The sequence below is a fragment of the Streptomyces sp. VNUA24 genome (genome assembly GCF_029167005.1).
Classification (GTDB): domain Bacteria; phylum Actinomycetota; class Actinomycetes; order Streptomycetales; family Streptomycetaceae; genus Streptomyces; species Streptomyces scabiei.
This window is the reverse complement of record NZ_CP119143.1, coordinates 4715185-4729454: the sequence shown is the minus strand read 5'-3', so window position 1 is coordinate 4729454 and position 14270 is coordinate 4715185. Positions and strand designations below refer to the sequence as shown.

Sequence of the window (14270 nt, the reverse complement as noted above, 5' to 3'; positions counted from 1 at the left end):
CAGCCCCTTCTGAGCGGTCCTCATCACCCGGAAGGAGGCCGACGCTCTATGGCAAGGCCCGACAAGGCTGCCGCGGTGGCCGAGCTCACGGAGCAGTTCCGTAGCTCGAACGCCGCCGTGCTGACCGAGTACCGGGGTCTCTCCGTGGCGCAGCTCAAGACGCTGCGTCGTTCGCTCGGTGAAGACGCCCAGTACGCCGTGGTGAAGAACACGCTGACCAAGATTGCGGCCAACGAGGCCGGGATCTCGACGCTCGACGACCTGTTCAACGGTCCGACGGCGGTCGCCTTCATCACCGGTGACCCGGTGACGTCGGCGAAGGGTCTTCGTGACTTCGCCAAGGACAACCCGAACCTCGTCATCAAGGGCGGTGTCCTTGACGGCAAGGCGCTGTCCGCCGACGAGATCAAGAAGCTCGCGGACCTCGAGTCCCGCGAGGTTCTGCTCTCCAAGCTGGCGGGTGCCTTCAAGGGCAAGCAGTCCCAGGCTGCGCAGCTCTTCCAGGCGCTTCCCTCGAAGCTCGTCCGCACCGTGGACGCGCTCCGTGCCAAGCAAGAAGAGCAGGGCGGTGCCGAGTAACTCGGCTCGCGAAATGACCGCCGCCTGAGGCAGTCCGCCTCGGGAAGCGGTCGTAGCGGGCCGTCGTACGCCCGCCAGACATGTACATCCGGCACCTGCCGAATTAAGTGGAAGGAAGCCATCATGGCTCTCACCCAGGACGAACTGCTCGCCGAGTTCGAGGGCATGACCCTCATCCAGCTCTCCGAGTTCGTGAAGGCGTTCGAGGAGAAGTTCGACGTCACCGCCGCCGCGGCCGTCGCCGTTGCCGGCCCCGCCGTCCCCGGCACCCCGGCCGAGGCCGCTGAGGAGCAGGACGAGTTCGACGTCGTCCTCACCGGCGCCGGCGAGAAGAAGATCCAGGTCATCAAGGTCGTGCGTGAGCTGACCTCGCTGGGCCTGAAGGAGGCCAAGGACCTCGTGGACGGCGCCCCGAAGCCCGTTCTCGAGAAGGTCGCCAAGGAGGCCGCCGAGAAGGCTGCCGAGTCCCTCAAGGCCGCCGGCGCCTCCGTCGAGGTCAAGTAAGGACGTACCGGTTCGCCGGTTCTCCTGGATCCGCGAGGATCCGTGCGGGGCGGTTTCGAGACAAGCCTAGAAAACTTGTTCGATGCTGTAACGCGAACGTACCGAAGGGCGATCACCCAACTGGGTGGTCGCCTTTCGGTGTTCCGGAACGTCGGCGGACGGCTGCCTTGCACTGTCGGTGGCGGCGAGTATGGTGATCTTCGTCGTGCCTCCGACACCCCAGGTGACGAGCCGCGAGTGACGATCGCGGCACCGGGGTCGGGCATGAGGGGCCTTGACGAACGGCACGCAGCGCGCAATTCTCAGGACGCGTCGTCACACCGATCCGAACTCCGAGGCATGGATCGACGGCGAAGAGGGCAGTATCAACGTGCGTTGAGGGCGTGGGCTTGCGTAGGTGTCGAGAACAACGAGGGTCTCAAAAAACCCGCACTGGACATCAGTGTGCCAAGTGGCTACACTGACCCTTTGCGCTGCCTGTTAGCTGTCCCCTGCCCGTCACCAGGGGCATGCCCTCGCTTGAGCATCGACGAACAGACCATTCCCGACCTGGCCTTTTGGTCAGATCAGGAACAGCCTGCTCTCTTTGCGCATAAGAGGGGCCGGTACGCGCGTAGTGAGTCCGAGCCCTCGGAAGGACCCCCTCTTGGCCGCCTCGCGCAACGCCTCGACCGCGAATACGAACCCCGCCGCCAGCACTGCCCCGCTGCGCATCTCTTTTGCAAAGATCAAGGAGCCTCTCGAGGTTCCCAACCTGCTCGCGCTGCAGACCGAGAGCTTTGACTGGCTGCTCGGCAACACCGCCTGGCAGAGTCGGGTCGAGGAGGCTCTGGAGAACGGACAGGACGTCCCCACCAAGTCCGGTCTGGAGGAGATCTTCGAGGAGATCTCCCCGATCGAGGACTTCTCCGGGTCGATGTCGCTGACGTTCCGCGACCACCGTTTCGAGCCGCCGAAGAACAGCATCGACGAGTGCAAGGACCGCGACTTCACGTACGCGGCCCCGCTCTTCGTCACCGCCGAGTTCACCAACAACGAGACCGGCGAGATCAAGTCCCAGACGGTCTTCATGGGCGACTTCCCGCTCATGACCCACAAGGGCACCTTCGTCATCAACGGCACCGAGCGTGTCGTCGTGTCGCAGCTGGTCCGTTCGCCGGGTGTCTACTTCGACTCCTCCATCGACAAGACGTCCGACAAGGACATCTTCTCCGCCAAGATCATCCCGTCCCGGGGTGCCTGGCTGGAGATGGAGATCGACAAGCGCGACATGGTCGGTGTGCGTATCGACCGCAAGCGCAAGCAGTCCGTGACCGTCCTCCTCAAGGCCCTCGGCTGGACCACCGAGCAGATCCTGGAGGAGTTCGGCGAGTACGAGTCCATGCGCGCCACCCTGGAGAAGGACCACACCCAGGGTCAGGACGACGCGCTGCTCGACATCTACCGCAAGCTGCGTCCGGGCGAGCCCCCCACGCGTGAGGCCGCGCAGACGCTGCTGGAGAACCTGTACTTCAACCCCAAGCGCTACGACCTCGCGAAGGTCGGCCGCTACAAGGTCAACAAGAAGCTGGGTGCGGAGGCTCCCCTCGACGCGGGCGTCCTGACCGTCGAGGACGTCATCTCGACGATCAAGTACCTGGTGAAGCTGCACGCGGGCGAGACCGAGACGGCCGCCGACAACGGCCAGACGATCGTCGTCGAGACCGACGACATCGACCACTTCGGCAACCGTCGTCTGCGCAGCGTCGGCGAGCTCATCCAGAACCAGGTCCGTACGGGTCTGGCGCGTATGGAGCGTGTCGTCCGCGAGCGCATGACGACCCAGGACGTCGAGGCGATCACGCCCCAGACCCTGATCAACATCCGGCCGGTCGTCGCCTCCATCAAGGAGTTCTTCGGCACCAGCCAGCTGTCGCAGTTCATGGACCAGAACAACCCGCTGTCGGGTCTGACGCACAAGCGTCGTCTCTCGGCGCTGGGTCCCGGTGGTCTGTCCCGTGAGCGGGCCGGCTTCGAGGTCCGTGACGTGCACCCCTCGCACTACGGCCGCATGTGCCCGATCGAGACGCCCGAAGGCCCGAACATCGGTCTGATCGGCTCGCTCGCCTCCTACGGCCGCGTCAACGCGTTCGGTTTCGTGGAGACGCCGTACCGCCGGGTCACCGACGGTGTCGTCACCGACGAGGTCGACTACCTGACGGCCGACGAAGAGGACCGGTTCGTCATCGCGCAGGCCAACGCCACGCTCGACGACGGCATGCGCTTCACCGAGAACCGCGTCCTGGTCCGCCGCCGTGGCGGCGAGGTCGACTACGTCCCCGGTGATGACGTCGACTACATGGACGTCTCGCCGCGCCAGATGGTGTCGGTCGCGACCGCCATGATCCCCTTCCTGGAGCACGACGACGCCAACCGTGCCCTCATGGGCGCGAACATGATGCGTCAGGCCGTGCCGCTCATCAAGAGCGAGTCCCCGCTCGTCGGCACCGGCATGGAGTACCGCTCCGCCGTCGACGCCGGCGACGTGGTCAAGGCCGAGAAGGCGGGTGTGGTCCAGGAGGTCTCCGCCGACTACATCACCACCACCAACGACGACGGCACGTACATCACGTACCGCCTGGCCAAGTTCGCCCGCTCCAACCAGGGCACCTCGGTCAACCAGAAGGTCATCGTCAACGAGGGCGACCGGATCATCGAGGGCCAGGTCCTGGCCGACGGTCCGGCCACCGAGAACGGCGAGATGGCGCTGGGCAAGAACCTGCTCGTGGCGTTCATGCCGTGGGAGGGTCACAACTACGAGGACGCGATCATCCTGTCGCAGCGCCTCGTGCAGGACGACGTCCTCTCCTCGATCCACATCGAGGAGCACGAGGTCGACGCCCGTGACACCAAGCTCGGCCCCGAGGAGATCACCCGGGACATCCCGAACGTCTCCGAGGAGGTCCTCGCCGACCTCGACGAGCGCGGCATCATCCGCATCGGTGCCGAGGTCGTCGCCGGCGACATCCTCGTCGGCAAGGTCACGCCCAAGGGTGAGACCGAGCTGACCCCCGAGGAGCGCCTGCTCCGCGCGATCTTCGGTGAGAAGGCCCGTGAGGTCCGTGACACCTCGCTGAAGGTGCCGCACGGCGAGATCGGCAAGGTCATCGGCGTCCGCGTCTTCGACCGCGAGGAGGGCGACGAGCTGCCGCCCGGCGTCAACCAGCTGGTCCGGGTGTACGTCGCCCAGAAGCGCAAGATCACCGACGGTGACAAGCTCGCCGGCCGTCACGGCAACAAGGGTGTCATCTCCAAGATCCTGCCGATCGAGGACATGCCGTTCCTGGAGGACGGCACCCCGGTCGACATCATCCTCAACCCGCTCGGCGTGCCGTCCCGCATGAACCCGGGACAGGTCCTGGAGATCCACCTCGGCTGGCTCGCCAGCCGCGGCTGGGACGTCTCCGGTCTGGCCGACGACTGGGCGAAGCGTCTGCAGGTCATCGGCGCCGACTCCGTCGCCCCCGGCACCAACGTCGCGACCCCGGTCTTCGACGGTGCCCGCGAGGACGAGCTGGCCGGTCTGCTCCAGCACACCATCCCGAACCGGGACGGCGAGCGCATGGTGCAGCCGACCGGCAAGGCGAGGCTGTTCGACGGCCGCTCCGGTGAGCCGTTCCCGGACCCGATCTCCATCGGGTACATGTACATCCTCAAGCTGCACCACCTGGTCGACGACAAGCTGCACGCCCGGTCGACCGGTCCGTACTCGATGATCACCCAGCAGCCGCTGGGTGGTAAGGCTCAGTTCGGTGGCCAGCGCTTCGGTGAGATGGAGGTGTGGGCGCTGGAGGCTTACGGCGCCGCGTACGCCCTCCAGGAGCTGCTGACCATCAAGTCCGACGACGTGACCGGCCGCGTGAAGGTCTACGAGGCCATCGTCAAGGGCGAGAACATCCCCGAGCCCGGCATCCCCGAGTCCTTCAAGGTGCTCATCAAGGAGATGCAGTCCCTGTGCCTCAACGTGGAGGTGCTGTCCTCGGACGGCATGTCCATCGAGATGCGCGACACCGACGAGGACGTCTTCCGCGCTGCGGAGGAGCTTGGCATCGACCTGTCCCGGCGCGAGCCGAGCAGCGTCGAAGAGGTCTGACGGGAGTTCGGCGGCCTTCACCGCGAGAAGCATGAAGGCCGCCGGCCCCAGGACCCCCGTATCAGACCCCATGACTTACAACCCTGAGAGGGATTGACGCATAGTGCTCGACGTCAACTTCTTCGACGAGCTCCGGATCGGTCTGGCCACCGCTGACGACATCCGTCAGTGGAGCCACGGCGAGGTCAAGAAGCCCGAGACGATCAACTACCGCACGCTCAAGCCCGAAAAGGACGGACTCTTCTGCGAGAAGATCTTCGGTCCGACCCGGGACTGGGAGTGCTACTGCGGCAAGTACAAGCGTGTCCGCTTCAAGGGCATCATCTGTGAGCGCTGTGGTGTCGAGGTCACTCGCGCCAAGGTGCGCCGTGAGCGGATGGGCCACATCGAGCTGGCCGCTCCCGTCACCCACATCTGGTACTTCAAGGGCGTCCCGTCGCGGCTGGGCTACCTGCTCGACCTCGCCCCGAAGGACCTGGAGAAGGTCATCTACTTCGCGGCGTACATGATCACGTACGTCGACGAGGAGCGCCGCACCCGCGACCTGCCCTCGCTGGAGGCCCACGTCTCCGTCGAGCGCCAGCAGGTCGAGAACCGCCGGGACGCCGACCTGGAGGCCCGCGCCAAGAAGCTCGAGACCGACCTGGCCGAGCTGGAGGCCGAGGGCGCCAAGGCCGACGTGCGCCGCAAGGTGCGCGAGGGCGCCGAGCGTGAGATGAAGCAGCTGCGCGACCGTACGCAGCGCGAGATCGACCGTCTCGACGAGGTGTGGACCCGGTTCAAGAACCTCAAGGTCCAGGACCTGGAGGGCGACGAGCTCCTCTACCGCGAGCTGCGTGACCGCTTCGGCACGTACTTCGACGGCTCGATGGGTGCCGCGGCGCTGCAGAAGCGCCTGGAGTCCTTCGACCTCGACGAGGAGGCCGAGCGCCTCCGCGAGATCATCCGTACCGGCAAGGGCCAGAAGAAGACCCGTGCGCTCAAGCGCCTCAAGGTCGTCTCCGCGTTCCTGCAGACCAGCAACAGCCCCAAGGGCATGGTGCTCGACTGCGTGCCGGTCATCCCGCCGGACCTCCGCCCGATGGTGCAGCTGGACGGTGGCCGCTTCGCGACCTCCGACCTGAACGACCTGTACCGCCGTGTGATCAACCGGAACAACCGACTGAAGCGGCTTCTCGACCTCGGCGCGCCCGAGATCATCGTGAACAACGAGAAGCGCATGCTCCAGGAGGCCGTGGACGCCCTCTTCGACAACGGTCGTCGTGGTCGCCCGGTCACCGGTCCCGGCAACCGCCCCCTGAAGTCCCTCAGCGACATGCTGAAGGGCAAGCAGGGCCGTTTCCGTCAGAACCTGCTCGGCAAGCGTGTGGACTACTCCGCGCGTTCCGTGATCGTCGTCGGCCCGCAGCTGAAGCTGCACCAGTGCGGTCTGCCGAAGGCGATGGCGCTGGAGCTCTTCAAGCCGTTCGTGATGAAGCGGCTCGTGGACCTCAACCACGCGCAGAACATCAAGAGCGCCAAGCGCATGGTGGAGCGCGGCCGCACCGTCGTGTACGACGTCCTCGAAGAGGTCATCGCCGAGCACCCGGTGCTGCTGAACCGTGCGCCCACCCTGCACCGTCTCGGCATCCAGGCCTTCGAGCCGCAGCTGGTCGAGGGCAAGGCCATCCAGATCCACCCGCTCGTCTGCACCGCGTTCAACGCGGACTTCGACGGTGACCAGATGGCCGTGCACCTGCCGCTCTCCGCGGAGGCGCAGGCCGAGGCCCGCATCCTGATGCTGTCCTCGAACAACATCCTCAAGCCCGCCGACGGCCGTCCGGTGACGATGCCGACCCAGGACATGGTCCTCGGTCTGTTCTTCCTCACCACCGACGGCGAACTGCGTGACACCAAGGGCGAGGGGCGTTCGTTCGCCTCCACGGCCGAGGCGATCATGGCGTTCGACGCCGGCGAGCTGGCGCTGCAGTCCGCGGTGGACATCCGCTTCCCGGTGGGCACCATCCCGCCGCGCGGCTGGACCCCGCCGGAGCGCGAGGAGGGCGAGCCGGAGTGGCAGCAGGGTGACAGCTTCCGTCTGAAGACCACGCTCGGCCGTGCCCTCTTCAACGAGCTGCTGCCCGAGGACTACCCGTTCGTCGACTACTCGGTGGGCAAGAAGCAGCTCTCCGAGATCGTCAACGACCTGGCCGAGCGCTACCCCAAGGTCATCGTGGCGGCGACGCTCGACAACCTGAAGGCGGCCGGCTTCTTCTGGGCGACCCGTTCCGGTGTCACCGTGGCCATCTCCGACGTCGTCGTCCCCGAGGCGAAGAAGGAGATCGTCCGCGGGTACGAGGCGCAGGACGAGAAGGTCCAGAAGCAGTACGAGCGCGGTCTGATCACCAAGGAAGAGCGCACGCAGGAGCTCATCGCGATCTGGACCAAGGCGACCAACGAGGTCGCCGAGGCGATGAACGCGAACTTCCCGAAGACGAACCCCATCTTCATGATGGTCGACTCGGGTGCCCGCGGAAACATGATGCAGATGCGTCAGATCGCCGGTATGCGTGGTCTGGTGTCGAACGCCAAGAACGAGACGATCCCGCGTCCCATCAAGGCGAGCTTCCGTGAAGGCCTCTCCGTCCTTGAGTACTTCATCTCCACGCACGGTGCCCGTAAGGGTCTGGCGGACACCGCCCTGCGTACCGCCGACTCGGGTTACCTGACCCGTCGTCTGGTGGACGTCTCGCAGGACGTCATCATCCGCGAGGAGGACTGCGGCACCGAGCGCGGTCTGAAGCTGCGGATCGCCTCGAAGGACGAGGCCGGCATCCTGCGCAAGGCCGAGGACGTCGAGACCAGCGTCTACGCCCGCATGCTCGCCGAGGACGTCGTCATCGACGGCAAGGTGATCGCGCCGGCCAACGTGGACCTGGGCGACGTGCTCATCGACCAGCTCGTGCACCACGGTGTCGAGGAGGTCAAGACCCGTTCGATCCTGACCTGTGAGTCCAAGGTCGGCACGTGTGCCATGTGCTACGGCCGCTCCCTGGCCACCGGCAAGCTGGTCGACATCGGTGAGGCGGTCGGCATCATCGCCGCCCAGTCCATCGGTGAGCCCGGTACCCAGCTGACGATGCGTACCTTCCACACCGGTGGTGTGGCCGGTGACGACATCACGCAGGGTCTGCCGCGTGTCGTCGAGCTCTTCGAGGCCCGTACGCCCAAGGGTGTCGCGCCGATCTCCGAGGCGGCCGGTCGCGTCCGCATCGAGGAGACGGAGAAGACCAAGAAGATCGTCATCACGCCGGACGACGGCAGCGACGAGACGGCGTTCCCGATCTCGAAGCGCGCCCGTCTGCTGGTGAGCGAGGGCGAGCACGTCGAGGTGGGCCAGAAGCTCACCGTGGGTGCCACCAACCCGCACGACGTGCTGCGCATCCTGGGTCAGCGTGCCGTCCAGGTCCACCTGGTCGGCGAGGTCCAGAAGGTCTACAACTCGCAGGGTGTGTCGATCCACGACAAGCACATCGAGATCATCATCCGGCAGATGCTGCGCCGCGTGACGATCATCGAGTCCGGCGACGCCGAGCTGCTGCCCGGTGAGCTGGTCGAGCGCTCGAAGTTCGAGACCGAGAACCGTCGTGTGGTCCAGGAGGGCGGTCACCCGGCCTCCGGTCGTCCGCAGCTGATGGGTATCACCAAGGCCTCGCTGGCGACGGAATCCTGGCTGTCGGCCGCCTCCTTCCAGGAGACGACCCGAGTCCTGACGGACGCGGCGATCAACGCCAAGTCCGACAGCCTCATCGGCCTCAAGGAGAACGTCATCATCGGTAAGCTCATCCCGGCCGGTACGGGTCTGTCCCGCTACCGCAACATCCGGGTCGAGCCGACCGAGGAGGCCAAGGCCGCGATGTACTCGGCCGTCGGCTACGACGACATCGACTACTCGCCGTTCGGCACGGGCTCCGGCCAGGCCGTTCCGCTGGAGGACTACGACTACGGTCCGTACAACCAGTAAGGCGTACGTCTGAAGCACCGAAGGGCGGTCACCCTGTGGGGGTGGCCGCCCTTCGGCGTGCGCGGGGCCGTGTGCCGCTGATCCCCTAGAATGTGGGACTGCCTTGGCGGCAACGGCGTTCCGTTGCGACGCCCTCCGCGGAGGGCGAAGGACGAAGGCGTGGGGGGCGTATGCGCCGATGCCCGTGCGGAGTCGTGGCCGTGCGGTCCGATCAACTGGTGTGCCGGGCGTGCTTCGCGCCGTACTCCCTCGACGCCTCCACCGGAGTCGAACTCGCTTTCCCCACCGGGGTGTTGACGGTCTCCCCCGGCCGGCCGCTCGTGCTGGGCAGAGAGGCCGACGCGGTCGCGGCCCGGCTGGTCGAACCGTACGGCAACCTCTCGCGTCGGCACGCCTCCGTACGGGTCGACCCGGACGGCCGTGCCTGGATCCGCGACGAGGGCTCGTTGAACGGCACCTACGTCGAGGAACGCAGGATCGTGTCGGGGGAGTGGGTGCCCCTGGCCGTCGGAGACCGGCTCAGGCTCGCGGCCGACCTGTGGGTTCTCGTCCGTGCCGTGGAGGGGGACGACGCATGAGACCCGACGGGTACGCCCTGCCCGAGCCGCTGGCCGGCGGCTTCGGCGTCAGCCGGGAGCGGGGGAGGCGTCGAGGAGCCGGTTCGGACTTGGCCGGTCAACCGGGCAGGCGCAGCCGCTCGATCACGCGGCGCAGTCGGTGGTGCGGCGGCAGGTCGCGGGCGACCTGGTCGCGCAGGCGGTGCAGTGTGGCCTCGGCGTCCTCGTGCCGGCCCAGACCGTCGAGGGACCGGACGCGGCCCAATTGGGCGGCCATCAGGGCGGGATCGGTGTAACGGTCCGCGGTGTGCAGACGCTCCGCGATATCGGCGAACGCGGCGTCCGCGGCGTGGAACCGGCCGGTGGTCAGGTGGTGTTCGGCGTCCTCCAGGGCCTGCCACAGATCGTCGTCCGGTGGTGGGGGCGCGACACCTGTCTCGATCTCGCGTTCCGCCGCCAGATCGACCGCGGCGCCGGCCGACGGCGCCGGGTCGTGGACCACGGGCTGCTCGACCGTCTCCTTCGGCCCGCCTCCCCGCTGCGTGGGCGTGTAGGCGAGCCGCGGTCGGCCGGCCGCCTCCAGCCGGTCCAGGATCGTCCGGAGCCGGACCGCCGAGCTGAAGGCGGTGGGGCGGGCCTTGGGGTCCTTGTCGAGCATGGCCGTGATCAGCGCGGCCAGGTCGGCCGGTACGGGGAGCGGGGGCGGCTCCTCGTTCAGCACCTTGAGCAGTGCCACGTCCCCGTTCGCGTCCCCGAAGGGCGTGCCTCCGGCCAGGAGGGCGTACAGGGTCACGCCCAGCGAGAACACGTCCGACGGGCCTGCCGCCGTGGCGCCGCGTGCCTGCTCCGGTGAGGCGTAGCCGGGTGTGCAGCCAGGGGTCGTACCCCTGCGCGTCAGCAGCGGGGCGGCCGGGGTGAGTGCCGAGACCAGACCGAAGTCGCAGAGCTTGGGACGGCCCGTTCCCGTCAGCAGGATGTTGGCGGGCTTGACGTCCCGGTGCCAGATCCGCAGGCGGTGCGCCGCCGACAGTGCCCCGGCGGACCGGGCACAGACGTCCACGGCCTGCGCCACCGGCAAGGGGCCGCTCTCCCGCAGCTTCTGCGCCAGGCTCGGGCCGTCCAGGAACTCCATCACGGAGAAGGGGGTGCCCTGGTGGGTTCCCCGGTCGAAGATCGTGACGATGTGGTCGTGCGCCAGCCTGGCCAGCGCGCGGACCTCCCGGTCGAAGCGGGCCAGTGCTTCCTGCCGCAGGTCGCCGGAGAGTTCGGCGAGCGGCAGGAGCACCTTGACCGCCACGCGCCGTCCCAGTTGCTCGTCGACGCCGGCGTAGACCTGGCCCTGGCCGCCCGCGCCGAGGAGTCGCTCCAGCCGGTAGCGGTCCGACAGGAGGGCGCCCTCCGCCGACGCGTGTGCGCCGCTCATCCGCGTCCCCCACGGCCACGCGGGGGACGCGCCCGCAGCATCGTCGGGCCCGTGTCGGCGGGAGTCAGCGGACGGGGCGGCTCGGCGGGCGTGCTGTCGAAGACGTACTGCCGGCCGCTCAGTTCCAGGGCGACCGTCTCGTGCAGGCGTACCAACTGCCCGGGACGCAGGATCCAGGTGCCGTCCCGGCGCAGTCGTACGTCGTCGTCGCCCGTCCGGCTGATCACGGTGCCGTTGGAACTGGTGTCCCGGACCCGGACGCGGCCGTCCGTGAACGCGACCGTGATGTGGCCGCGGCTCATCCAGGTACGGGCGGCGAAGCCGAGCCAGGGTGCCAGGGCGACTCCGTCCTGCCGTGCGGGCGCCCGGCCGACGGCGACCTCCGCGCCGAGCGGCACCACGAACCGCGTGCGTACGGTCTCGTCGACCCGCACCTTCAGCTGGACCCGGTCCCGCGTGGTTCCCACCGGGTCGAGTTCGAGTTCGTGGGTGGGGCACCAGACCCTGCCCTGTCGTCGGCGCGGCAGGGGCTGGTCGGTGGTCCGGCCGGTGCCGAACAGGGGACAGCCGGCTTCGGGGCACCGCCAGACCGTGGCGAGCAGATCCCGGCGCACACCGGGGCCCCGGCGGTCGTAGAGCCCGTAGGCAAGCAGGTCGGACTCCTCCCGCTTGCGGGAGATCTGCCACTCCTGAGGTGTGGGCATCACACGCGGGAGCACCGCGATGCCCAGGCCCGACGTGTCCGGTACGGGGCGCAGGAAACTGTCGGTGTTCCCGGCGATCCAAGGGTGGTCGGGAATCCGGTCGGCGAAGTTGTCGCAGGTGACCGCGGGCATGTCCAGGGCCTCGACCAGTTCCAGCAGCCGCGGATCCGCCACCGGCCGTACCTCCAGGAGCCCTTCGGCGGCCCACCGGGCCAGCAGTGCGCGTTCCGCCGCGGTCAGGTGGGTGTCGTGGAGCAGGGACCGGTCGCACACGCCGTAGATCCGGACGGAGTCGTCGCGGGCGAAGACGGCCAGTGCGTCGGCGAGCCGGGTGAGCCGGGACAGGTCGGCGGGGCGTTCGTTGATCAGGCCCTGTTCCCGCACCACGTTCGCGACGTCGACGACGAAGTCCGCGGTCATCGCGTCGAGCGAGAGTCTGGTTCCGGTGTGCCCGCCGCTGCCGTTGCCGGTGTCCATGACGGCTCAGCCTAGAAGTCCCGTTCCGCGGACGGGGCCGGGTCACGGAACCGCGACGGAAGATCGTCGAACCGTGACACAACAGGGGCAAGGGAACCGGTGCTGTGGCTTGCGCGTTGCAGCATCATGGAGGAACAACCAGTCCGGGGGAGTGTTTCTCGTGTCGAACCCGTCGTGGCAGCCGATTCCTTGGCAGCAGCCGCAGGGCAGCAGCCCTTCGATGCTCGCCGCACACGCCGACCGTGAGCGTGCCGTGGATGTCCTGAAGGCGGGGTTCAGCGAGGGCCGCCTGCCGCAGGACGAGTACGAGCGGCGCGTGGAGCGGGCCTACAAGGCGCGCACCGTGGGGGAGCTGTCCCTGCTGGTCGCCGATCTGCCCCAGGGCCCCTCGGGGATGCAGCCGACCGCGATGGGCGCCCCGGTGCCCAGGACGTTCATGCCGGCGCCCCTGCCGCTGCCGGCGACCAACGGCAAGGCCGTGGGCTCCATGGTGTGCGGGGTGCTCACCACCATGACGATGGGGCTCACCGGCATTCCCGCGGTCATTCTCGGCCACACCGCCCGCGCCGAGATCAGGCGTACGGGCGAGGGGGGCGACGGCTTCGCGCTGGCCGGGATCATCCTCGGCTGGCTCTCCGTGGCCGGCTGGGCCTTCTTCCTCCTCCTCATCGCCATTCTGGAGACGTCCGCGACCCCCTGATCCGGTGCCGCGTCCAGGAGTTCGGGGGGCGCGGGACCGTGCCGGCCGCCGGTTCCGCCGTGCGGGCGCCCCCTGCTCAAACCACCGCCCGCCCATTTGTTTTGACCGTAGCGAATGAGGTAGGTACGCTCAGACCTTGTGCCTGGGGTGTGCCCTGGCTCTCGTGCGTGCCTTCAACCGCACAGGGGGAGCCGTAAGCGGCCGCCGTACTCTGCGCCCTTTCTGCCTTGCGGCGGGAGTCTGCAGTTTCGACACACCCGACCGCGTGGGTCGGCGAATGTTCCAGGTTAGCTTCACCATTCGGCACACAGAAACCGGAGAAGTAGTGCCTACGATCCAGCAGCTGGTCCGTAAGGGCCGGCAGGACAAGGTCGAGAAGAACAAGACGCCCGCACTCGAGGGTTCGCCCCAGCGTCGCGGCGTCTGCACGCGTGTGTTCACGACCACCCCGAAGAAGCCGAACTCGGCCCTGCGTAAGGTCGCGCGTGTGCGTCTGACCAGCGGGATCGAGGTCACCGCTTACATTCCGGGTGAGGGACACAACCTGCAGGAGCACTCCATCGTGCTCGTGCGCGGCGGCCGTGTGAAGGACCTGCCCGGTGTTCGCTACAAGATCATCCGCGGTTCGCTCGACACCCAGGGTGTCAAGAACCGCAAGCAGGCCCGCAGCCGCTACGGCGCCAAGAAGGAGAAGTAAGAATGCCTCGTAAGGGCCCCGCCCCGAAGCGCCCGGTCATCATCGACCCGGTCTACGGTTCTCCTCTTGTCACGTCGCTGATCAACAAGGTGCTGCTGAACGGCAAGCGCTCCACCGCCGAGCGCATCGTGTACGGCGCCATGGAGGGCCTGCGCGAGAAGACCAGCAACGACCCGGTCATCACGCTGAAGCGCGCCCTGGAGAACATCAAGCCGACCCTCGAGGTCAAGTCCCGCCGTGTCGGTGGTGCGACGTACCAGGTTCCGATCGAGGTCAAGCCCGGTCGTGCCAACACGCTCGCGCTGCGCTGGCTGGTCGGTTACTCCCGCGCCCGTCGCGAGAAGACCATGACCGAGCGTCTGCTCAACGAGCTTCTCGACGCGTCCAACGGCCTCGGTGCCGCTGTGAAGAAGCGCGAGGACACCCACAAGATGGCCGAGTCCAACAAGGCCTTCGCGCACTACCGCTGGTAGTCGCTCCCCCCATCGAGACCG

10 protein-coding genes are annotated in these 14270 nt (G+C 67.7%); 8 read left to right on the top strand and 2 right to left on the bottom strand.

The window, feature by feature from the left end:
- Positions 1 to 48: 48 nt before the first annotated feature.
- The 5 genes from rplJ to PYR72_RS19935 all read left to right on the top strand — a co-directional run bounded on the left by rplJ (position 49) and on the right by PYR72_RS19935 (position 9796).
- Positions 49 to 579, top strand: a complete 531-nt coding sequence (gene rplJ, locus PYR72_RS19955; RefSeq protein WP_013001439.1) for a 50S ribosomal protein L10 — start codon at positions 49 to 51, stop codon at positions 577 to 579.
- Positions 580 to 699: 120 nt separating this feature from the next.
- A complete protein-coding gene (gene rplL / locus PYR72_RS19950; RefSeq protein ID WP_275460462.1) occupies positions 700 to 1083 on the top strand; it encodes a 50S ribosomal protein L7/L12 in 384 nt (127 codons plus the stop codon).
- Positions 1084 to 1729: 646 nt separating this feature from the next.
- The gene (gene rpoB / locus PYR72_RS19945) at positions 1730 to 5215 is read left to right on the top strand and encodes a DNA-directed RNA polymerase subunit beta (RefSeq protein WP_059079075.1); all 3486 of its coding nucleotides are present in this window, start codon (positions 1730 to 1732) and stop codon (positions 5213 to 5215) included.
- Positions 5216 to 5318: 103 nt separating this feature from the next.
- The gene (locus PYR72_RS19940; protein ID WP_275456581.1) at positions 5319 to 9218 is read left to right on the top strand and encodes a DNA-directed RNA polymerase subunit beta'; all 3900 of its coding nucleotides are present in this window, start codon (positions 5319 to 5321) and stop codon (positions 9216 to 9218) included.
- 200 nt (positions 9219 to 9418) lie between these two features.
- Entirely contained in the window at positions 9419 to 9796 is a 378-nt protein-coding gene (locus PYR72_RS19935; RefSeq protein ID WP_275456580.1) for an FHA domain-containing protein, read from the top strand.
- A gap of 97 nt (positions 9797 to 9893) precedes the next feature.
- Here PYR72_RS19935 and PYR72_RS19930 read toward each other — a convergent pair whose 3' ends face one another.
- Both PYR72_RS19930 and PYR72_RS19925 read right to left on the bottom strand, forming a co-directional pair.
- A complete protein-coding gene (locus PYR72_RS19930) occupies positions 9894 to 11198 on the bottom strand; it encodes a serine/threonine-protein kinase (RefSeq protein WP_275456579.1) in 1305 nt (434 codons plus the stop codon).
- Positions 11195 to 12379, bottom strand: a complete 1185-nt coding sequence (locus tag PYR72_RS19925) for a hypothetical protein (protein WP_275456578.1) — start codon at positions 12377 to 12379, stop codon at positions 11195 to 11197. The genes PYR72_RS19930 and PYR72_RS19925 overlap by 4 nt, the downstream gene beginning before the upstream one ends.
- A 220-nt stretch (positions 12380 to 12599) precedes the next feature.
- Between PYR72_RS19925 and PYR72_RS19920 the strand changes: the two genes are divergently transcribed.
- From PYR72_RS19920 to rpsG, 3 genes are all read left to right on the top strand, one after another.
- Positions 12600 to 13079, top strand: coding sequence for a DUF1707 and DUF4190 domain-containing protein (locus tag PYR72_RS19920; protein WP_275460461.1), 480 nt, complete (start codon positions 12600 to 12602; stop codon positions 13077 to 13079).
- 325 nt (positions 13080 to 13404) lie between these two features.
- Positions 13405 to 13776, top strand: a complete 372-nt coding sequence (gene rpsL, locus PYR72_RS19915) for a 30S ribosomal protein S12 (protein WP_003948652.1) — start codon at positions 13405 to 13407, stop codon at positions 13774 to 13776.
- A 2-nt stretch (positions 13777 to 13778) separates the two neighbouring features.
- Positions 13779 to 14249 carry a 30S ribosomal protein S7 gene (rpsG, locus tag PYR72_RS19910; protein ID WP_005481264.1) on the top strand — a complete coding sequence of 157 codons (471 nt, stop codon included), beginning with the start codon at positions 13779 to 13781 and terminating at the stop codon, positions 14247 to 14249.
- Positions 14250 to 14270 lie beyond the last annotated feature (21 nt).

Coding starts and splice junctions, on each gene's coding strand:
- rplJ (WP_013001439.1), top strand. CDS start 49: ATGGCAAGGCCCGACAAGGCTGCCGCGGTGGCCGAGCTCACGGAGCAG.
- PYR72_RS19925 (WP_275456578.1), bottom strand. CDS start 12,379: ATGGACACCGGCAACGGCAGCGGCGGGCACACCGGAACCAGACTCTCG.
- PYR72_RS19930 (WP_275456579.1), bottom strand. CDS start 11,198: ATGAGCGGCGCACACGCGTCGGCGGAGGGCGCCCTCCTGTCGGACCGC.
- PYR72_RS19920 (WP_275460461.1), top strand. CDS start 12,600: ATGCTCGCCGCACACGCCGACCGTGAGCGTGCCGTGGATGTCCTGAAG.
- rpsG (WP_005481264.1), top strand. CDS start 13,779: ATGCCTCGTAAGGGCCCCGCCCCGAAGCGCCCGGTCATCATCGACCCG.